Here is a 19,505-nt window from a genome sequence, read left to right as displayed (position 1 = left end):
ACGATCGCTGACTGTACTGTCTATTGCCTCTCATTTCTCCCTTTGATATTCATATAACAGGTGTTATGGAGACATCCGGCTCATTACTATTTTTCTGGTCAGAGAGCCGTTCGAGATGGGTGTACAATTTCATACTGATACGAAACCAATACCAAAGTTCAGAAAAAATCAGTATGAAAATATGATAAAAAAGGGAAAAATCAGGTTATTTCTACTCGTTCGCCGGTGACCATATATATCGTCATCTCGGCAATATTACATGCCTGATCACCACATCGCTCCAGGTACCGGTCAATGATGACATACCGTGCGAGGATAGGAACATCATCTTTTTTCTGTTCCATTCTTTTGATGAGATCCCGCATAACTTCACAATACAGACGATCAATCTCTGAATCCCGCTCTCGCATATTCCTGATACGGTTCACGTCACGATCCTCAAATGCATCAAATGCATCTTCAATCATTGAGAGTACTTTTCTCCCGACAATGATGAGTTTATCAGGATCTGCAAGACCACAGCATTGTGAAAGGGTTTTGATGGTATCCCCGATATCATATCCCATCCTGCCGATACGCTCAAAGTTATAGATGATACGAAGCGAAGCGACAATCTCCCGCATATCCCGTGCAACCGGCTGATACAAAGCCAGATGTCTGAACATGGTCTCTTCTGTGGCAATAAATCGTTTCTTCAGCTCAATCTTCCGGTTACAGACATCCTGGGCAAGTTGTGTATCTCCCCGCTCAAAAGCATCAATACTGTCCCGGAGCATGGTAATAGCATATGTTCCTAAATCACATGCATCGGTGTGGATTTGTGAGAGTTCAGAACGTTCTTTCTCAGTCATGGTCTTATCCGAATCTTCCGGTGATGTAGTTCTCAGTCAATTCTTTGTGTGGGTTCTCAAATATCTGTCTGGTCTCCCCAAATTCTATGAGGTCACCAAGGTACATGAATGCAGTATAATCTGAAACGCGGGAAGCCTGGGACATACTATGGGTGACGATGATCACACAGTATTCTTTCTTCAGTTCCTCAATAAGATCCTCGATCTTTGAAGTTGCAATCGGATCAAGAGCACTGCATGGCTCATCCATGAGGATGATCTCAGGATTGACGGCCAGTGTTCTTGCAATACACAGACGCTGCTGCTGACCTCCGGATAGGCTCATTGCTGAATCATGCAAACGGTCTTTTACTTCTTCCCAGAGTGCAGCCTTATGAAGGCATGACTCCACGATCTCGTCAAGATCTCTCTTGTTTTTTATTCCATGAATCCGTGGACCGTATGCAATATTCTCGTAGATGGATTTTGGAAACGGGTTCGGTTTCTGAAAGACCATTCCGATCTTCCTTCTAAGATCTACCGGGTCTGCGCCTGTCCCGTTAATATTCTGTCCATGATAGAGAATATCCCCCGTGACACGACAACCTGAAACCAGATCATTCATCCGGTTAAAACATCGGATAAGGGTTGATTTTCCACATCCGGAGGGACCAATGAGGGCAGTGACCTTTCTGTTCGGGATTGGCAAAGTTACATTGTGCAGAGCATGATTCTCCCCGTACCAGAGGTTTAAACCCTGCACATCGATGATAATTTCTTCATTCATAGGTTACCACCTGATTTTTTTATCATAATGATTTCTAATGAGAATCGCTCCTCCATATATCATGATTACGAGGATCAGAAGGATGACTGCCGTAGCATACTGGTTATTTCTGGCGCCCGGGACATTGGTTGCCAGAATGAACAGATGATAGGGGAGAGCCATGACCGGATCAAAAAACGAATCCGGAAGGCGTCGCTGCATGAATACGACGGCTGTAAACATAATCGGGGCCGTCTCACCTGCTGCACGCCCGATAGAGAGGATGGCACCGGTGATAATACCGGGGACCGACGGGGGGAGGACAACCCGCCGGACCGTCTGCCACCTGGTCGCTCCAAGGGCATACGATCCTTCACGAAGACTGTCCGGAACACTCTTTAATGCCTCCTCCGTCGTTCTGATCACCGTTGGGAGGACCATAAGGGCAAGGGTAATCATGCCGGCAAGGAGTGATATACCAAATCCAAGGAAGAGAACAAGAAAGGTGAACCCGAACAGCCCGAAAACGATAGAAGGAGTCCCGTTCAGCAGGTCTGTTGCCGTCCTGATAAACCTGGTAAGGATGTTCTCTTTCGTATATTCCACGAGGTAAATAGCAGCTCCGATCCCAAGAGGCAGAGCGATGAGAATAGAACCAATAACCAGGTAGAATGTTCCGATAATAGCAGGAAATATACCTCCTCCGCGACCCAGGTTTCGCGGTGATTCGGTCAGGAAATCAAGCGTAACATAAGGAAGACCGTTTGAGAAGATGTCATACAGGATGAAGATAAGGATAAAGGTTACAATTCCCATCATGATCGTGATCAGAGAGAACCAGATCTTCTGCACTGTCTGCCTGATACAGTACCGGTCCACCAGTCGTGCAATTAGATAAAGGATCAGAATACCTGCCGCTCCCTGCCATAATCCGATTAGAAGTAGGAATAGTCCGAGAATGGCTGTCACTCCAATCGGAAGATACGGTATGATCCCGGACAGCCGGTCTGTGATCATGAGGCATGAGAATACTCCTGTTCGTGAGCATCCTCCTGTCTGTGAACTCTTGAGACGTTTCATGACCGTCAGGGCTGTCAGGTTGATGATCAGTGTAATGAGAAGTAAAATAACAGCAACTCCGAACAGAGCATGGTAATGGAGTGATCCGACCGCAACCTCTCCCATCTCAATCCCCAGTGTTCCGGTCAGGGTTCGGACCGGTGAAAGGATATTCCAGATTGGGGACGGGATGATCGCTGCGTTCCCGGTAACCATGATGACCGCCATCGTCTCACCGACAGCACGACCGATTCCAAGAATCACAGCCGCGGTAATACCTGACAGTGCAGCAGGGACGATGACCTGTGATATGGTCTGCCAGTGGGTCGCCCCAAGGGCCAGGGATCCTTCCTTCAGGTATCTGGGAACTGAACTGATGGCATCCTCTGATACGCTGATAATGGTTGGAAGGGACATGATACCAAGAAGTATAGATCCGGCAAGGACCGACTCTCCGCTCGGGACCGAAAGGAGATCCTGTAAAAATTTCACGAGGATGGCAAGCCCGAAGAATCCATAAACCACAGATGGAATCCCGGCAAGAAGCTCAACAGCCGGTTTCAGAATATTTCTCATCCGGGGGCTTGCAAGTTCAGCGATGAAGATTGCACAGGCAATACCGAAAGGAACGGCAAAAACCATTGCTCCCATAGTGACAAGCAGCGTCCCGACGATGAGGGGGACAAGTCCGTACTTTGGCATGATACTGGTCGGATCCCATCGTTCCCCGGTGAGAAATGGAATAAGGCCGATATCTAGAAATGCCGGTGCTGCATCATAAAGCAGGAAGATGAGGATGAAAAATATGCCGATGATCGAAGAAATGGCACAGATAAACCATACGATATGCATGGTCGTTTCAAGCGGTCTTCGTTTCTGACGGAATTTCAGGGTGGTTTGCTGACCAGTTGTCACGATCTCTCTGACTCCTTAACACGGCGTTTCCGGACTTTTGAATGTTACCCTATTGTATGCGGAGGTATGAACATGTGCATTGGCAATCTGGTCCGGACTACACAGGTTCTGTATGATGCTCCTGAAACCTACATGAGAGTATGTTCTAGAGATTATGGAGAACTATAGAGAGATATGATGTCTCTATATAAGTTCTATTTTACATCTCTATGGGCATCGGTCTAAATTGAAGAAGATAATATGGTACTAAAGTATTGTATTATCTCAATTATTATTCCCTCATTGTATTAATTTATTATATAATGGGGTAATGTTATTATCCAGACTCGCCTACTATATATTCAGGATGACAGAGGAAACCATCAGGGATATAACCATACTACCTGGACGGAACCGTAAGGGGATAGAGGAGGCGTTTGATGAGATACACATCAGACCTGGCGATACCCTGTCCATCGTCGGTCCGACCGGGTCAGGAAAAAGTGCCTTTATCAACGATATCGAGATATTTGCTAACCGGGATACGGTAACCGGGCGACAGATCCTGGTCAATGGGAAACTTCCTCCGGAACGGTATGTCCGTGACCCGGCAGCAAAACCGGTTGCCCTTATCACCCAGAATACCCGGTGCCTGTGTGACCTTAGTGTCTCTGACTTTTTACGAATGCATCTCCTCTCCCGTGGATATATGAAAGAGTCCTGCATTCAGGAGACCATCAATCTTGCAAATCAGTTCACCGGAGAACCTATCACCGCCCATGTCCGGATGACCAGCCTTTCTGGTGGACAGACACGATCCCTGATGGTGGCAGATGCTATCCTCATCTCAAACACACCGATAATACTGCTTGATGAGGTTGAGAATGCAGGGATATTCAAAGAAAAGGTGATAGAAGTCCTCCGTCAGCATCACAAGGCCCTGCTCTTTGTCACCCATGATCCCCTGGTCTCCCTGCTTTCAGATCGGCGAATCGTTATGCAGGATGGGGCAGTATCAAAGGTCATCGAGCCTGACGGGGCAGAAGAGCATGCAATCAGGCAGATGCTTCACATGGATGGTATTATCGGGCGGATGAGAGAGATGATTCGTGCCGGTGAACTGATCACCACGCCCGTTCCGGGATCCTGGTAATGAAACTCGTTATCATCGCCGGCCCTCCCTCGGCTGGAAAGACTGCAGTCACCAGGCAGATAATCAGGACCCATCCTGAGCTCAAATCTGCATACCTGAAGATAGATGTGGTCTGTGCCACCGAAGATGAAGAGATCAGGAATGAGTTTCATATCCCTGCAAAAAAGGTCTACTCAGGCGATCTCTGTCCAGATCATGCCGGAATCATGATCCTTGATGAGGCTATAGAGTGGGCCAGGAAAGAAGGGGCAGATATGCTCATCGTTGAGAGTGCAGGTCTTTGTCTGCGATGCACTCCGTATACGACCCAGTCATTTGGTATTGTTGTCTTATCTGCAATCTCCGGCATACAGTCACCTGCAAAGATGGCACCCATGATAGCCCTTGCCGATATCGCGGTAGTGACCAGGATCGATCTCGTCTCACAAGCGGAGAAGGAAGTGTTCAGAGAGAAGATTCGGGGCATTCGGGGAGATATTGATATTGTTGAGACCAATGCCGTGCAGGGGACCGGTATGCGATACCTGACAAGAGCGATAGGGGAAGCACCGGATATTGAGAACCTGTCCACTATCACCCTCCGGGGTATCCCTCCGCTCGGCGTCTGTACGGTCTGCATTGGAAAGACGAACATCGGATGGAAGCATCATACGGGAGTTCTTCGTCAACTTGACGGAGATGCACTTATGTTCAGGGGTGACTGATGGGAGAGGACTGGATATTACCCGGCAGGAACTGTGGTGCATGCGGGTATGGGACCTGTGATGAGTTCTTCGCCGCAATTCAGTCCGGGACAAGAAAAAAAGAGGAATGCCCGTTCTCTTCTCAGCACCTCTGTCAGGAGATACCCTGCACTCAGGCAGTTCCGGGGACTGTTGACATCCTTGGAGATTCCTTCGATTTTATCCTGCATCCGTTACCTGGGGAATGCTCGGCCAGGAAGATCCTTCTTCCCTTCAGACCTGATCTCGTAGAGAAATGGGAGATTCAGCCGGGTGATATCCTCACCGGACGGCCCATGGGAGCCGGATGTCCGGTCCAGCATGTCCTTTTGGTATTGTCAGCAAATAAAGTATCAGGAGTAATCGTAACCCATGTCATAGGCCCTCTCTATTCACGGGGGAGAGAGGTAAAAGATCTTGAGGCCTATCATATCATCGGGTTTGAAGGAATGGTTGAAAGTGTCCGCCAGGTACCGGTATTTGGGAGGAGAATGCGGTTTCTCCCTGCGTACTGCATGATGAATCTTGCTCATACCGGCGTTGTGAACCAGGTATTTTCCAGAAAGGAAGGTCTGCAGGTACGGGTGGAGGATATACGGCTTTTATGAGATCAATCGATGAGATCCGGACTGCTCTTGCCGATGGTTCTGCAGTTATCCTGACGGCATCGGAGTTGAAGAAAAGAATTACACAGGGAGATACCGTCTCTGATGTTGATGTTGTCACCTGTGGGACCTGCGGGGTCATGTCAGGCACATATGCGGTCCTGTCAGTCCCGGTTGCTCCTCCCGGTACCTTTTCACGAGCAGATACTATCTCACTGAATGGGGTGCCGGCAATTCCCGGCCCCTGCCCGAATGAACGACTGGGACTTGTTGATCTGATGGTATTCGGGACCGCCCATGCAGATGACCGGTACGGAGGCGGACATCTCTTCCATGACCTTATTGCCGGAGAAGAGATTCATATCGCAGTTACCTCGGCCGGAAAGGACTATGAGGCATATGTAACCCTTTCTGACCTCCCGTTTGCCCGGTTATTTACTACCCGGAGTGCGTTTAAGAACTACTCTGCAATCATCAATCAGAGCAGCGGACCGGTAAAGACCATATTTTCTGCCCTGCCACTTCAGGGCACCAGCACACAGGCTACCGTCTCCGGATGCGGGGAGATAAACCCGGTAGAAAATGATCCAACCCTCCGGTTCCTCTCTGCCGGTTCTCCAGTGATCCTAAACGGGGCTGGTGGCCGGGTGATCGGAACCGGAACCCGGAGTTCTCCTTATCGGCCCAATCTCTCTGTCCATGCCGACCTGAAGGAGATGGATGCACATTTTTGTGGCGGTTTTCGTACCGCTGCAGGGCCTGAGTGCATAACCAGCATCGGGACCGCGATTCCGGTTGTTGACACGGATGTCCTCAGCTCCCTTTCTGTCCTGGATTGTGATATCGCCATGCCGGTTGTGGATATCAGTGATCGTCAGCCGGTTGGGACTGCCTCGTATGAACAGGTGTGGACCGGAACTGCAACACGGGTCTTGTATCATCCGGAGCGATGTCTTCACTGTTCTCCCTGTGATGCCAGAACTGCATGTCCAGTTGATGCAATCCGGGAAGATGGGACGATCAATCAGACGCAGTGCTTTGTGTGCGGAACCTGTGTGCAGATCTGCAAGGGTTCGGTATATGAAGGAAATTTTGGTTCTATCACGTATGAAGGAGCTGGCATTCCGATTGTTCTCCGGCAGTCTGACCGGAGAAGAGCAGAGATACTCTGCAGAAGAGTGCGGGATATGCTGGTCAGGGGTGAATTTCAGATATGACCGGATATACGCTCACCTGTCCGGTATGTAACAAGGAGTTTTCTGATTCCTACACCCTTACCTGTCCGGGTGGGTGCCAGGGACTTATTCGGGCGAAATATGCTGCACGTCAGATAACGCTCCATGATGCACCGGGGGTTTTCAAATATATGGACTGGCTTCCGGTCACAGGAGTCCTTCGCACCCGGGCTGAACCGGTCTGTTTCAAAAGCGAAGGTCTTGCACGGGCATTGGGTCTTTCAGATCTCTGGATTGTCTTCTCCGGGTACTGGCCTGAAGTGGGGGCCTTTGCCGTGAGCGGTTCATTTAAGGAGTTTGAAGCATTCCCGACGATGCAGCGGCTTTCCGAGCGGACGAAGGGAATCATCCAGGTTTCCTCTGCCGGGAATACGGGCCGGGCCTTTGCCGAGGTATCGGCAGAGACCTGTCAGCCGGTTATCATTGTCGTTCCTGAATCAGCACGCGACCGGCTATTCACGACCTCACCAGCACATGATACCCTCCTGATCACCATCTCCGGAGATTATACGGATGCCATCAATCTGGGAAGCAGGATCTGCACCCTCCCTGGCATATTCCCGGAAGGAGGGGCAAAAAATGTTGCCAGGCGGGATGGCATGGGCACCGTCATGCTGGCAGGAACCCTTGCGATGGGAACACTTCCAGACTGGTATCTGCAAGCAGTCGGGAGCGGTACCGGGGGCATCGCTGCATATGAGGCCTCGCTCAGGCTTATTGCAGACGGCCGGTTTGGGACAAGAATGCCCCGCCTTCTTCTCTTCCAGAACGAACCGTTCATTCCGATGGTCAGAGCCTGGCAGGAGAAGAGACGGGAGATAAAAGATGAGGATATGCCTGATGCTGAACAAGCCATCTCCCAGGTATATTCAGATGTCCTGACAAACCGGACACCTCCCTATGGCATTGTCGGAGGGGTATTTGATACGCTCATCGCAACAAACGGACTTATGGCCGGTGTTTCATCAGCAGATGCACAGGAGGCAGGAAAGCTCTTCTCTTCATCTGAAGGAATAGATCCTGATCCTGCTGCTGCGGTGTGTGTGGCAGGTCTCATGAGGGCCGTTCGTTCAGGTGTAATCAAGCCGGATGAAAAGATCCTCCTTAATATCACCGGGGGAGGATACGCCAGAGGGAGAAAAGATCTCCCCCGGTTTGTAAAAGCGCCTGATATCATGGTATCTAAAGAGACACCGTTTGAGAAGATATCTGCAAAGGTGCAGGAATGGATGAGATATTATGCATGAACAGACTGTTTCCGGGATATTAAAAAAGGAAGCAATTGAGTATATCATCTCGCTTCCCTGCGATCGGACAAAAGATCTCTGTGAGATCCTTGAGAAAGAGTATCGGTACATCACCATCTCAAGAGAAGAGGACGGTATCGGGATTCTGTCCGGCCTGTCCCTGATGGGAAAACGTGGCGTATTACAGATGCAGAGTTCAGGCCTTGGAAATTCTCTCAATGCCCTGATGACTCTTCCCTATCTGTACGGGCTTCCCCTGCCAATCCTTGCAAGCTGGAGGGGATATTATCAGGAGAAAATATCAGCACAGATCCCGTTTAATGAGAAGATCCCGGATCTTCTGAGATTATACAACATTCCCTGCACGATCATCAGGGAGCCTGAAGATATTGACCGCATCACCTCGGTCATCAGTGATGCCTGGATCGAAAACAGACCTCATGTTGCTCTCATCTCACCAAAGGTCTGGGAAGGAGAGGAGGAACACCCCCCAATCAATCAGGCCCCGATTCGGGAACGAACCGTCCATCTCTCCTATCAGGGAGCATTTTCAAACCCGGTCATGCAGCGGGCGGATGCCATTCGTGTCCTTGCGTCTATGATGACCGATGAACTGGTCGTTTCAAATATCGGTGTTCCTTCAAAGGAACTCTACCATGCAAGAGATAATCCTGCCAATTTTTACATGCTTGGTTCATACACACAGGCAAGTCCTCTCGGATTTGGAATTGCTCTTGGAACAGACCGGAGGGTGGTTGTCCTGGATGGGGACGGAAGTCTTCTTGGAACAGCTGTCCTTCCTGTCATTGCCAGCGAATCCCCGAAAAACCTGATAATCATCGGTCTTGACAACGGAGTGTATGGCAGCACCGGGAACCAGTGCTCTCCTGCACACAGCACGGTTGATCTTGAACTCCTGGCTCAGGCAAGCGGGTTTCACAGGACCTGGAAAGTGCATACACCAGATGAACTGAAACAGGCATATGCACAAGCTCAGGGAGGATTATCATTTATTCATGTGATCATCAGACCGGGAAACAGTAAAGCCTCCAATATCCCGCTCTCCCCTGCTGATATAAAAAACCGGTTCTGCTCTGAAGCAGGCCGAAAATAATATTTAAACTGAGAATTTTTCAGTCTCAGTATTCAGGTTTTCTGCAACCTTATGGACCTGTGCTATCTGTTCTGATATCTGGTCGATTGCTGCTGCTGCCTCTTCACTTGCTGCAGCTGATGCAACAGCGTCCTTGGCGGTTCCTGAAACCAGCGTATTTACCTCATGAATGGATGCCGTGATCTCTTGAACTGCTGCTGCCTGCTGTTCTGCTGCCTTTGCCACATTATCCATCTGAAGACTGACGGTATTTACCGAATCGATGATCTGGTTAAATACCTCAAGTGTCTCATTAAGGGCCCTTCCTCCCTCCCTGACGACCATGACACTCTTATCCATGGTATCTGATGCATCCTGTGTCTTTTTTGTCAGGCCTTCGATCATCTCTGAAATATTCTCCGCGGACTGCCTGGATTCAAGTGCCAGGGATTTTACTTCGCTTGCCACAACGGCAAACCCCCGTCCGGCCTCCCCTGCCCGTGCTGCTTCAATTGCTGCGTTTAATGCGAGGAGATTTGTCTGTGATGCGATATCTGAAATGACCAGTGAAATCTTACTTATCTTCCCCATCTCCTCCATGATCTCATGGACAAGACCGGTCACAACATCAGTGGAACTGGTGATCTCCTTCATTCCCTGCTCAGCCTGATGAGCCAGAGCCGATCCCTTCTTGGAAAGGGTGTTGGTATCGGAGGATATCTGGTTTACCTCAGCGGTCCGTGATGAAACATCAGATACATTGACCGCCAGATCCTCCATCGCTCTCAGAATCTGGGAGAGCCCTTCACCCCCCTGTTCTGCTTTCATACTCACATTCTGTGCGATCTCTGCAAGAAGTGATGAACCGGATGAGATATCCTTGATACTGGCTGATGCCTGTGCGGTTGCCTTATTGAGAACGTCTATCTGGCTGGTAATGATCGAAATTGCATCTGAAACATGGTGGCCGACATCATCAAGGGCCTGCTGAAATGCCTTCCACTCCCCTGAGTATATGATACTGGTATTCATCCGTCTGGTAAAGTCATACCCGGCATACCCTTTTGAAACCTCCATCGCCTCATGAACCGGGATTACGACGGAGTCAAGGGTTTTATTGATGCCTTCGATGATGGTTCTGAAATCACCTTTATGTTTTGAGGGATCTGCCCGGACCATCAGTTTTCCTTCAGACCCAGACGTTACCAGCATATCAACATCAGCGATAACGCTCCTTATATTATCCCGCATTCTTACAAGGGGGCCATGTATCTGGTCTTTATTAGATGCCTGCATGATCTCTGCGGTCATATCCCCGTCTGCTATCCTGGTCACATAGATGATCAGACCATTCAGCCAGTCATGTACCGCATTTATGGCATCCCGTATCTTGGCATGGTCACCGACGCATTCAATCTCCACCCGCTCACTGAGATCTCCTTTCTGTATCTTCTGAAGAATACGGTTACCGGCACGGATGGGGGTGAGAATTGCATCAAGCATCTCATTTATCCCTCTGATGGTGGCTGCATACTCACCGGAAAAGAGGTCTGGGTTTCCCCGGTTTGCAAGATCTCCACGCTTTGCAGCATCGACCATCCGGGATATCTCTTCATGGACTTTCCTTGTGATATCTGCAACCCCGTTGACCGCTTTGCGTATCTTTTCATGCTCACCGGAGTATACCTGCTCAATTCCCCCTGACATATCCCCCCTGGCAATCTTCTGAAGAACCTTATTCATATCCCTGAACGGATGGAGGATACCGTCCAGCATGGCATTGATACCGGTGATGAGTTTGTACATATCACCCTGATATCCCTCTGAAGAAAGCCGTGACCTGAGGTTTCCTTTCTTCATCTCTTCTGCAAGTTCCAGAATATCTTTGATAGCGTGATGTTCAGCGGTATTATCGACTATGGTGAGGATGAGGTAAGAAGAACCGGATGCTTCAGACTGGCGGACTGTTACCTTTCCGGAAATTTCTGATTTGTCAAACCGGGTAAATACCCATTCGAAACGGGTATTCTTCCCTTTCTGAACCGATTGAAGGAGGTTTTGAATGACGACGGCTGATGATGATCCATCAGGCTGGGAGGTAGGAGAGAGATCTGAGAGATACTTACCGGTGAGTTCGTCGGATTGGCGCGCTTTAAACAGGCGAACTGCCGCTGCATTTCCAAAAATGATCCGGTTCTCTGCCAGTACCAGGAGAGCAGTCGGGATATCGTTCAGAATCAACTGACAATCCTGATTCTGATACCCGGACAGATATGTATTCAGATCTGATGAATCCGCCATATTAATCAATTCTTCTTCCAGTTAAGAAATAGTATGATTGAATTGGCGGATAACAAGAAAAAGGTAATGAAATGATCAGCTTTTCAGGGCTGCTTCAAGCCTCTGGTTTACCATATCCCATCTGATGATATTCCAGAAGTTCTCAATAAACTTTGCCCGGTCATTCATGTAATCAAGGTAGTATGCATGCTCCCAGACATCTAGAACCATCAGAATACGAAAACCGGGATATACATGAACATTATGCTTCTCTACCTGCATGAGAAGCAGCCGTTGTGTTCCCAGGCAGACTGAGAGCACTGCCCATCCTGATCCCTCTACCGAGGAAGCTGTCTGGGTGAATTCCTTTTTGAACCGGTCAAGGGATCCAAAGTCCCGGTTTATCCAGTCTGCCAGGATTCCGGACGGAACACCGCCTCCCCCTTTTCCAGCCGGAGCCAGGTTTTCCCAGAACAGAGTGTGAAGCCGGTGTCCACCGATATGAAATGAGAGTTCTTTAAGCAGGGCTTTTTGATCCAGATCTCCTCCTTCACGTCGTGCCATCTCCAGTTTTTCAAAGATAGCATTTGCACCGGTGACATAAGCCTGGTGATGCTTCTGGTGATGCAGGGTCAGTTGTTTCTCCGTGATAAATGGTGCGAGGGCGCCATACTCAAAGGAAAGGGCCGGTAATGTATACTTTTTTGAATCGTCCATGAGCTTCCTCCTGTTTGTGGAATAGTCTGCATCAGTACTTAAATTCATCGGATTGTATCTCGCATGACAGGGCATACATGGTTTCCATGAACATATCATGTATGGATGTCTATGATGTCAGAATTCCCCATATGAGGGTTGCAGATAACTGCCTCCTTGCAGAGCTCTTTCATCCGCTCAGAATTGGAAAGGACATACAGTGCCGGTACAGTATAGCCCATGCACAGGTTCCGGTTGGCGTAACAACCCTTCCTCACCGGCTTATCAGGTCTTCAGAGGTATACTACATCCTTTCCGGGACCGGGATAATGCATATCGGGGATGAGCATATGGAGATCGGTGAGGGGCAACTGGCGTACATTCCACCTGGAAAGGTCCAGTGGATTGAGAACACCGGCACGCGAGACCTCATCTTTCTGGCGATCTGTGATCCGCTCTGGAGAGAAGAGGATGAAGTAGTTGGTGAAATTCCCCCCACAGCCCCGGTTTTGGACGATCCCTTTATGGAAGCAGCAATTCAGGAAGCAGAGAAAGGAAAAGAAGAAGGAGGTATTCCCATAGGTTCGGTCCTGGTGCGGGATGGTGTCATCATCGGAAGGGGTCATAACCGGCGGGTGCAGAATAATGATCCGATGGTTCATGCAGAGATCGACTGTCTGCAGAATGCCGGGCGGATCGGTTCATACCAGGATTGTATCCTCTACTCAACTCTGATGCCCTGTTTCCTCTGTGCCGGGGCTGTTGTACAGTTTCACATCCCCCGGGTCATTGTGGGCGAATCACGGACCTTCTCCGGTGCACGGGAGTTTATGGAGGCCCATGGGGTAACGGTCATTGATTATGACCTGAATCGGTGCCAGATGATGATGGAGACCTTTATTCGTGAAAAGCCGGAACTCTGGAATGAGGATATAGGTATGGTTTAATCAGACCGCGACGATGCTCGCATTTCTCAAATAAAAATTATTTTTTTGCCGTTACCACATCAGACACCGATGCAGCATACGGGTACAATCCTTTGAACCGTACCTGAAGATCCTCCGGGGGAGATGCGGCCGGTCTGAAGAACATATAGGATCCATCTCGTTCCGTTCTGGTAACTTTCAGGTACTGGAATTTTCCTGGCGTTGCACCGGCAGCGGTTGATTCAAGCGTTATCCATTTATTCCCGAGAGGTTCTCCGGTGCTTGAGATGAGTGTGCCGGTAATGTAAAATGGTTGTCCGATCTGCGGGTGAGCCGGGTCCAGGGCAATTGAGATGATGGTTGGTACCCGTTCTTCCTGCGGGAGAGCACTGACCCCGCTTATCATCAAAAACAGACATATCCCACATATTATGCCTAGTCCCCATCTCATCTGCGGACGATGATTCAATTTCATGCACATTGATATATCCCTTGAGGTCATCAGGTTGCCTGTTCCATAGAGAGAACAGGGTGGTTCATCCCTCTCTTCAGGTAGCATATTTGTGGTTCAAGCAATAACATTTAGATGATCATCTGGTGCACCTACAAATCCCGAGCTGGCAGCATTTCTTAGTGTCTGGGGATTTTTTGCTCTTGGATTATTTGTCTGTTCATTCAGGATGCACCGGGTACTGCAGGTGACTTTGTTCTTCGTCGTGGTATTAGTAGCTCTTCTGGTCGCCGGTGAGCTGACGGGAATCTCCACACTGGGTATCCTTGGAGGGGGAGCAGGACTTATTGCCGGTCTTCTTGCCCTCTACATCGGAATGGGACAGGTTATCAATGAAGTATACGGGAGAAAGATCTTCCCGGTTTAATCATTCAACTTTTTTTAAATTTCCCAATCAGGACGGGAAAAAGAGTTAATGCACCGGAGAATAATCTGTTCTCCGCTCTACCAGAGTTCTCCCGAGATCCTCAGAAATATATCGCATATCTGCAGGGTCCAGGTATTCACCAGCCTTTGCACCAGCCGATGATGATATACTCTCTTCATAAAGGGTGCCACCGATATCGTTTGCACCGGACATAAGGCCAATCTGAACCATTTTAAGCCCGAGCTTTACCCAGGAGACCTGGATGTTGGTAAAATTATCCAGGAAGAGTCGTGAGATGGCGATCATGAGCATATCCTCTCTTCCGGTCGCTCCCGGACGTGCCATACCCTTCCGGTACAGGGGAGTCCCGGGATGAATGAATGACAGCGGGACAAATTCAGTAAATCCATGAGTCTCATCCTGAATGTCCCGTAATATGGAGAGATGCCTGACCTGGTCTGTGACCGACTCACAATGCCCGTACATGATGGTCGCAGTAGACCGAATCCCAGCGTTATGTGACTCTTTTATGATACGTACCCAATCATCGGTGGATATTTTCTCCGGACAGATAACATCACGGATCTCATCGACAAGAATCTCGGCTGCAGTTCCACACAATGTTCCGACACCGGCATCCCTGAAAGCTTCAAGTACTTCCCGTGTAGAACATCCTGTTTTTCTCGCCGCATATGCAACTTCCATCGGATTTGAGGCATGGATATGGACACCTGGTGCATTCTCCCTGATTGCCTGATATATGGAGAGATATGAGTTCAGGTCATATGCAGGATGCAGTCCGCTCACGGTACATATCTCAGTTACTCCCCGTGATGCTGCAAGTGCTGCTTTCTCTCCGACTAATTCCGGTGTCAGTTCAAAGGCCTTTGAATCACCTGGTTTACAGGAATATCCACAAAACCCACAGGAATTCACACACACATTTGAACAGTTGATATTCTGGTTTTTCACCCAGGTGATAGCGTTGCCACATCTCTTCTCCCGGAGTGCATCAGCAGCTGCAGTGATAAAAAAAGATGAACGATCCCGGACTTTAAACAGGTTCTCTGCCTCATCGACTGTCAGGCGGTGGCCCTCACTGACATCATCAAGCAACGTTTTGAGCTCATGGAGGTCTAATGTCATGGTTCTAATTATAAATTATAATGGTGCAAAACCATGAATGTTTACCCTCGCTGTGGTGCAGACCATCATTTTATCAGGAATCGGAAATCATCGATGATATGAGTTTTGCACATACTTTCTTCTGGTAGAAAAACTAAACATCAATTATTACTATCCGGAGTGGGTTTGATTAGTAATATTGACGATGAATGGGAAGAGGAAGTAGGTGCATCTGAAAAGGCCGGTCCGGATGATGAAATTATCCGGGTTCGCCTGCCTAAAAAATCCAATAATGAGCAGTTTGCAATTGCGGAGCTGATGATGGGCGCAAATCACATCAGGGTCCGGTGCTCTGATGGGGTTACCCGTCTTGGCAGAATTAAAGGGAAGATGAAAAAACGAGCCTGGATACGGGAGGGTGATATTATCATCATCGTGCCCTGGAGTTTTCAGGACGACAAATGCGACATAACCTACCGGTACACTCCCCCTCAGCGGGATTGGCTCCGTCGGAATAATTATCTGTAATTATTCTTATTTCTCCTCCCTTTTCTTAACCAGAATATTCAGGCAGAGTTCTTTTCCTTGTGCTGATCCCCCCGTATGAGTGATTAATTATGGGGTGAGGGATAATTGCGAATTATCTGCAGATATATCCTGTTAATTTTGCTATTCCGGGGGTATTTTCTCACCATGCCTGCATAAAGACGTGGTTAATTCACCAGCCCATGCAGTGCAAAATCTTTTAGTTATATCCATACATCCATATCATGATGATTTCTGTCCTTTGTGTGGACGATGAGCCAAATATGCTCTACTTATCAAAGACATTTCTCGAGAAAACCGGGGAATTTGTCGTTGATACGGCATCATCTGCACAAGAGGCACTCACGCGCTTACAACAAACCGAGTATGATATCATCGTCTCTGATTATATCATGCCGGTGTTATCCGGTTTGGATTTCCTGCGCATACTCAGAAAACAAGGAAATCACATTCCATTTATCCTGGTATCCTGTCGTGGGCAGGAGATGGAGATTGTAGAGGCGATTAATGATGGATTGTCCGGATATCTTACCAAAGAAGGTGATCCTGCCTATAATTTTGCCATGCTCTCTCATCGGATCAATCAGGTCGTGTCCCTGAAGAGATCTGAAGAGGGATGGAAAGAGAGTGAAGAGCGGTTCCGGTTTTTATTTACTCACATGGCCGAAGGGGTTGCTCTCTTCACGCTCATAAGGGATGAGAACGGGAATCCGGTTGATTTCAGGTTTGAAGATGTAAACCTCCGGTATGAGGAGATATTCAATTATACAGCTGATATGGTCAGGGGGAGATGTATATCAGATATTATCGGATACGTCCCCTGCCTTCTGGCATGCAGTTCGGTGGTTGAATCAAAAACCCCAATCTTCTTTGAAAAATTTCTCAAAAGGCCTTCAAAATATTTTTCCATATCCGTATCTCCCTGGCTTGAAACTGGTTTTGCGATGATATTTTCAGATATCACCCGGAGAGTAAAGGCTGAAGAGCAGCTGAGAGAGACGAGTGAATACCTCCAGAAACTTATCACCCATGCGGGGACACCGATCATCGTCTGGGATAAGGAAGGGAACATCACCCAGGTAAATCGGGCATTTGAGGATCTTACCGGGTATGCCCAGGATGACCTGATTGGCAGGACCATCCGGTGCATTCTCCCCGAAGATGATACCGAACGGTTGTTTTCAATCATCCATCTCACCAGCCTTGGCATGCATCTTGAATCAACCGAGATACCGGTCAGGATTAAAACCGGAGATATCAGGATACTGAAGTGGAATTCCGCAAATATTAAAGATAATCAAGGATCACTCCGGGCAACCATCGCTCTTGGAGTCGATATCACCAGGGAGAAAGAACTTGAAGAGGAGAATGCAACCGCAGTCTTCCAGCTCAAACGAAACCTTGCAGAGCTTGCAATCCTCAACGACGGGATTAGAAACCCGCTTGCGGTAATTCTGGCCTGCGCAGAGTTTCAGGATGAGACATCCTACCCCCGGATCACGCACCAGGTCTGGGAGATAGATAAGATGATTGACCAGCTGGACAGCCGGTGGATAGAATCAGAAAAGATCCTGAAATTTCTTGAAAAGCATTATCGTATCGGGTATACCGGCAAATCCGGAAAATACTCCGAGAGTTCAGATATTGATCAGGTATCAGGGTAAGATCTCTCCCTTCTTATGATGAATGCCACAACCTTTAATCATCGTATACGCGAGAACTTCCATCAGATATGATCTCTGTGCTTTTTGTCGATGATGAACCGGTCCTGGTAGATATTGGGCGTCTGTTTCTTAAACGGGCAGGAGATTTTTCGGTAACCGGGGTTCTGTCAGGGCAGGAGGCAGTCAGACTTCTGCAGGAGAACACCTATGATGTGATCATCTCCGACTACCAGATGCCGGGAATGAATGGTATTGAGCTCCTCCGTTTTGTGAGAAAACAGTGTGGTGATATCCCATTCATCCTCTTTACCGGCCGCGGTGATGAGGCAATTGCTGGGGATGCGGTCAACACCGGAGTGGACTTTTATGTCCAGAAAGGAGGCGACCCAAAGCTTCAGTTTGCAGATATTGCCCATAAGATAGAGACTGCAGTTGAGCGGAGACGGGCACTTCAGGCAATAAAAGCATCAGAGCAGCGGTTCCATGACATCATCAATTTTCTCCCGGACGCAACCTTTGCCATCAATACTGAGGGGATCATCATCGCCTGGAACCGGGAGATTGAGCGGATAACCGGTACCCGTGCTGAAGACATGATCGGGAGGGGTGCATATTCCCATGCAGTCCCGTTTTACGGATCACGACGGCCCATGATCATTGATCTCCTCCTTCGCCCTGATCCTGGTGTTGAAGCTTCCTATCCATCACTTCACCGGGAAAATTCCATCATCACCGCAGATGGAGTGTTGTATATCGCCGGAAGGAAACACTTTTTCCTGGCCAGAGCATCTTTCCTGTATGATCAGCATGGGAAAATAGCCGGAGCAATAGAGAGTCTTCGGGATATTACCCCTCAGAAAGAGTCAGAAGAAAAGCTGATCAGAATTATTCAGCATCTGCCGGTAGGTCTGCAGCTATTCAGGATAGAGGCCGATGGACGACTGGTCTGTCATGGTGGCAATCCGGCTGCTGAAGAGATGACTGGGATGAGCGGGAGATGTGCCCCTGGAAAAGTGATTGAAGAGGTTTTTCCAGATGATGAAGGCCGGAAGATATGTATCATTTGCAGGAAGATTGCCATGGAAGGCGGTCGGGACTCCATAGACAATGTCCCCCTTTCAGCTGACGGATGTGTAAAACACTATAATATCAGGATGTTTCAGACCGACCCTGGAGAAGTTGCTGTACTCTATATCTGAAAATCCGGTATGAATGAAGAGGAAAGTGATTATAGGTACCAAAACATATGAGATACATTATGGGCCAGTCAAGAAAATACGAGTTCAAATGGGAGCTTTTAGGAGATATAGAGAAGGGCAGACCGAATCTTGGGAACACTACCCGGCTTGAGATCTACCGGCTCATGCAATATACGCTCCGTGATGTGCTTGAGCAGCGGTACGGTGATGCTGAAGCAGACAAAATATTCAGGGAAGCCGGACGGTTATCTGGAAGGGAGTATTATCACCACCTGCTTTCCGGATGCACGGGGATGCATGATTTCATCAGGAAATTCCAGGAATCACTCCGGGAGCTGGGTATCGGAATTCTCCGGGTTGAGGAGGCAGATGAGCTGAGTGGCAGTTTTACCCTCACCGTCGCGGAGGATCTTGACTGTTCAGGGCTTCCTGAGCTGAATTATCCGGTATGTACCTTTGACGAAGGGTTTATCCGGGGTATTCTTGAGGAGATGACCGGATCCGAATACGAGGTCAGAGAGGTTGACTGCTGGTGCACCGGAGATAGGACCTGCCGGTTTGAAGCCAATGTCCGCAGTTCCTGACAG

Annotated in this window: 19 protein-coding genes; 12 read left to right on the top strand and 7 right to left on the bottom strand. The window is 48.6% G+C overall.

Annotated elements, in window-relative coordinates; genetic code table 11:
• Positions 1-200: 200 nt before the first annotated feature.
• Genes phoU through pstA form a run of 3 tightly spaced genes read right to left on the bottom strand, consistent with a single transcriptional unit; the run spans position 201 to position 3,570 of the window.
• Complete coding sequence (gene phoU / locus MHUN_RS15590; protein WP_011449924.1) at positions 201-851, bottom strand: phosphate signaling complex protein PhoU; 651 nt, start codon at positions 849-851, stop codon at positions 201-203.
• A 4-nt stretch (positions 852-855) separates the two neighbouring features.
• The gene (gene pstB / locus MHUN_RS15585; protein WP_011449923.1) at positions 856-1,617 is read right to left on the bottom strand and encodes a phosphate ABC transporter ATP-binding protein PstB; all 762 of its coding nucleotides are present in this window, start codon (positions 1,615-1,617) and stop codon (positions 856-858) included.
• Positions 1,618-1,620: 3 nt separating this feature from the next.
• On the bottom strand, positions 1,621-3,570 hold the full coding sequence (pstA, locus tag MHUN_RS15580) for a phosphate ABC transporter permease PstA (protein WP_011449922.1): 1,950 nt from the start codon (positions 3,568-3,570) through the stop codon (positions 1,621-1,623).
• A 346-nt stretch (positions 3,571-3,916) separates the two neighbouring features.
• On the opposite strand from pstA, the gene MHUN_RS15575 reads away from it, so the two are divergent.
• From MHUN_RS15575 to comE, 6 genes are read left to right on the top strand one after another with little or no spacing between them, the layout of a single operon-like run.
• On the top strand, positions 3,917-4,702 hold the full coding sequence (locus MHUN_RS15575; RefSeq protein ID WP_048067614.1) for an ATP-binding cassette domain-containing protein: 786 nt from the start codon (positions 3,917-3,919) through the stop codon (positions 4,700-4,702).
• Positions 4,702-5,406 (top strand): GTP-binding protein, encoded by a 705-nt coding sequence (locus MHUN_RS15570; protein ID WP_011449920.1) that lies wholly within the window; start codon positions 4,702-4,704, stop codon positions 5,404-5,406. The genes MHUN_RS15575 and MHUN_RS15570 overlap by 1 nt, the downstream gene beginning before the upstream one ends.
• Positions 5,406-6,032: a (Fe-S)-binding protein gene (locus tag MHUN_RS15565; protein WP_011449919.1), complete on the top strand. Its 627-nt coding sequence runs from the start codon at positions 5,406-5,408 to the stop codon at positions 6,030-6,032. Before MHUN_RS15570 ends, MHUN_RS15565 begins: the two co-directional genes overlap by 1 nt.
• Positions 6,029-7,246 (top strand): methanogenesis marker 16 metalloprotein, encoded by a 1,218-nt coding sequence (locus tag MHUN_RS15560; RefSeq protein WP_011449918.1) that lies wholly within the window; start codon positions 6,029-6,031, stop codon positions 7,244-7,246. The genes MHUN_RS15565 and MHUN_RS15560 overlap by 4 nt, the downstream gene beginning before the upstream one ends.
• Entirely contained in the window at positions 7,243-8,511 is a 1,269-nt protein-coding gene (locus MHUN_RS15555; RefSeq protein ID WP_011449917.1) for a cysteate synthase, read from the top strand. Before MHUN_RS15560 ends, MHUN_RS15555 begins: the two co-directional genes overlap by 4 nt.
• Positions 8,504-9,625, top strand: coding sequence for a sulfopyruvate decarboxylase subunit beta (gene comE, locus MHUN_RS15550; protein WP_011449916.1), 1,122 nt, complete (start codon positions 8,504-8,506; stop codon positions 9,623-9,625). Before MHUN_RS15555 ends, comE begins: the two co-directional genes overlap by 8 nt.
• A 3-nt stretch (positions 9,626-9,628) precedes the next feature.
• Here comE and MHUN_RS17875 read toward each other — a convergent pair whose 3' ends face one another.
• Both MHUN_RS17875 and MHUN_RS15540 read right to left on the bottom strand, forming a co-directional pair.
• Complete coding sequence (locus MHUN_RS17875) at positions 9,629-11,905, bottom strand: methyl-accepting chemotaxis protein (protein WP_011449915.1); 2,277 nt, start codon at positions 11,903-11,905, stop codon at positions 9,629-9,631.
• A 75-nt stretch (positions 11,906-11,980) separates the two neighbouring features.
• Complete coding sequence (locus MHUN_RS15540; protein WP_011449914.1) at positions 11,981-12,601, bottom strand: superoxide dismutase; 621 nt, start codon at positions 12,599-12,601, stop codon at positions 11,981-11,983.
• Between the two features lie 86 nt (positions 12,602-12,687).
• Here MHUN_RS15540 and MHUN_RS19625 point away from each other — a divergent pair, with 86 nt between their 5' ends.
• Positions 12,688-13,527, top strand: coding sequence for a deaminase (locus MHUN_RS19625; RefSeq protein WP_158498243.1), 840 nt, complete (start codon positions 12,688-12,690; stop codon positions 13,525-13,527).
• A gap of 37 nt (positions 13,528-13,564) precedes the next feature.
• Here the strand turns inward: MHUN_RS19625 and MHUN_RS15530 are convergent, their stop codons facing one another.
• Entirely contained in the window at positions 13,565-14,065 is a 501-nt protein-coding gene (locus MHUN_RS15530; RefSeq protein ID WP_048067613.1) for a hypothetical protein, read from the bottom strand.
• Between the two features lie 58 nt (positions 14,066-14,123).
• Here MHUN_RS15530 and MHUN_RS18475 point away from each other — a divergent pair, with 58 nt between their 5' ends.
• Positions 14,124-14,384 (top strand): acetate uptake transporter, encoded by a 261-nt coding sequence (locus tag MHUN_RS18475; RefSeq protein ID WP_083758488.1) that lies wholly within the window; start codon positions 14,124-14,126, stop codon positions 14,382-14,384.
• A gap of 45 nt (positions 14,385-14,429) precedes the next feature.
• Here MHUN_RS18475 and cofH read toward each other — a convergent pair whose 3' ends face one another.
• Positions 14,430-15,530, bottom strand: a complete 1,101-nt coding sequence (gene cofH / locus MHUN_RS15520; protein WP_011449911.1) for a 5-amino-6-(D-ribitylamino)uracil--L-tyrosine 4-hydroxyphenyl transferase CofH — start codon at positions 15,528-15,530, stop codon at positions 14,430-14,432.
• A gap of 168 nt (positions 15,531-15,698) precedes the next feature.
• Here cofH and eif1A point away from each other — a divergent pair, with 168 nt between their 5' ends.
• The 4 genes from eif1A to MHUN_RS15500 all read left to right on the top strand — a co-directional run bounded on the left by eif1A (position 15,699) and on the right by MHUN_RS15500 (position 19,502).
• Positions 15,699-16,037, top strand: a complete 339-nt coding sequence (eif1A, locus tag MHUN_RS15515) for a translation initiation factor eIF-1A (protein ID WP_394296021.1) — start codon at positions 15,699-15,701, stop codon at positions 16,035-16,037.
• Positions 16,038-16,279: 242 nt separating this feature from the next.
• Positions 16,280-17,719 carry a PAS domain S-box protein gene (locus MHUN_RS15510; RefSeq protein WP_011449909.1) on the top strand — a complete coding sequence of 480 codons (1,440 nt, stop codon included), beginning with the start codon at positions 16,280-16,282 and terminating at the stop codon, positions 17,717-17,719.
• Between the two features lie 68 nt (positions 17,720-17,787).
• Entirely contained in the window at positions 17,788-18,918 is a 1,131-nt protein-coding gene (locus MHUN_RS15505) for a response regulator (RefSeq protein ID WP_011449908.1), read from the top strand.
• 59 nt (positions 18,919-18,977) lie between these two features.
• Positions 18,978-19,502, top strand: a complete 525-nt coding sequence (locus MHUN_RS15500) for a V4R domain-containing protein (protein ID WP_048067610.1) — start codon at positions 18,978-18,980, stop codon at positions 19,500-19,502.
• The last annotated feature ends 3 nt before the right edge of the window (positions 19,503-19,505 follow it).

Origin of the sequence: Methanospirillum hungatei JF-1 (genome assembly GCF_000013445.1) — an archaeon.
In the GTDB taxonomy this organism is placed as follows: domain Archaea; phylum Halobacteriota; class Methanomicrobia; order Methanomicrobiales; family Methanospirillaceae; genus Methanospirillum; species Methanospirillum hungatei.
The sequence above is the reverse complement of the archived record's forward strand: the minus strand, read 5'-3'. Positions and strand labels throughout refer to the sequence as shown.

Excerpts from the sequence above, each read along its gene's own strand:
- phoU (WP_011449924.1), bottom strand. The coding sequence starts at position 851 with ATGACTGAGAAAGAACGTTCTGAACTCTCACAAATCCACACCGATGCA.
- pstB (WP_011449923.1), bottom strand. The coding sequence starts at position 1,617 with ATGAATGAAGAAATTATCATCGATGTGCAGGGTTTAAACCTCTGGTAC.
- MHUN_RS15575 (WP_048067614.1), top strand. The coding sequence starts at position 3,917 with ATGACAGAGGAAACCATCAGGGATATAACCATACTACCTGGACGGAAC.
- MHUN_RS15570 (WP_011449920.1), top strand. The coding sequence starts at position 4,702 with ATGAAACTCGTTATCATCGCCGGCCCTCCCTCGGCTGGAAAGACTGCA.
- MHUN_RS15565 (WP_011449919.1), top strand. The coding sequence starts at position 5,406 with ATGGGAGAGGACTGGATATTACCCGGCAGGAACTGTGGTGCATGCGGG.
- MHUN_RS15560 (WP_011449918.1), top strand. The coding sequence starts at position 6,029 with ATGAGATCAATCGATGAGATCCGGACTGCTCTTGCCGATGGTTCTGCA.
- MHUN_RS15555 (WP_011449917.1), top strand. The coding sequence starts at position 7,243 with ATGACCGGATATACGCTCACCTGTCCGGTATGTAACAAGGAGTTTTCT.
- comE (WP_011449916.1), top strand. The coding sequence starts at position 8,504 with ATGCATGAACAGACTGTTTCCGGGATATTAAAAAAGGAAGCAATTGAG.
- MHUN_RS17875 (WP_011449915.1), bottom strand. The coding sequence starts at position 11,905 with ATGGCGGATTCATCAGATCTGAATACATATCTGTCCGGGTATCAGAAT.
- MHUN_RS15540 (WP_011449914.1), bottom strand. The coding sequence starts at position 12,601 with ATGGACGATTCAAAAAAGTATACATTACCGGCCCTTTCCTTTGAGTAT.
- MHUN_RS19625 (WP_158498243.1), top strand. The coding sequence starts at position 12,688 with ATGAACATATCATGTATGGATGTCTATGATGTCAGAATTCCCCATATG.
- MHUN_RS15530 (WP_048067613.1), bottom strand. The coding sequence starts at position 14,065 with ATGCTACCTGAAGAGAGGGATGAACCACCCTGTTCTCTCTATGGAACA.
- cofH (WP_011449911.1), bottom strand. The coding sequence starts at position 15,530 with ATGACATTAGACCTCCATGAGCTCAAAACGTTGCTTGATGATGTCAGT.
- MHUN_RS15510 (WP_011449909.1), top strand. The coding sequence starts at position 16,280 with ATGATGATTTCTGTCCTTTGTGTGGACGATGAGCCAAATATGCTCTAC.
- MHUN_RS15505 (WP_011449908.1), top strand. The coding sequence starts at position 17,788 with ATGATCTCTGTGCTTTTTGTCGATGATGAACCGGTCCTGGTAGATATT.
- MHUN_RS15500 (WP_048067610.1), top strand. The coding sequence starts at position 18,978 with ATGGGCCAGTCAAGAAAATACGAGTTCAAATGGGAGCTTTTAGGAGAT.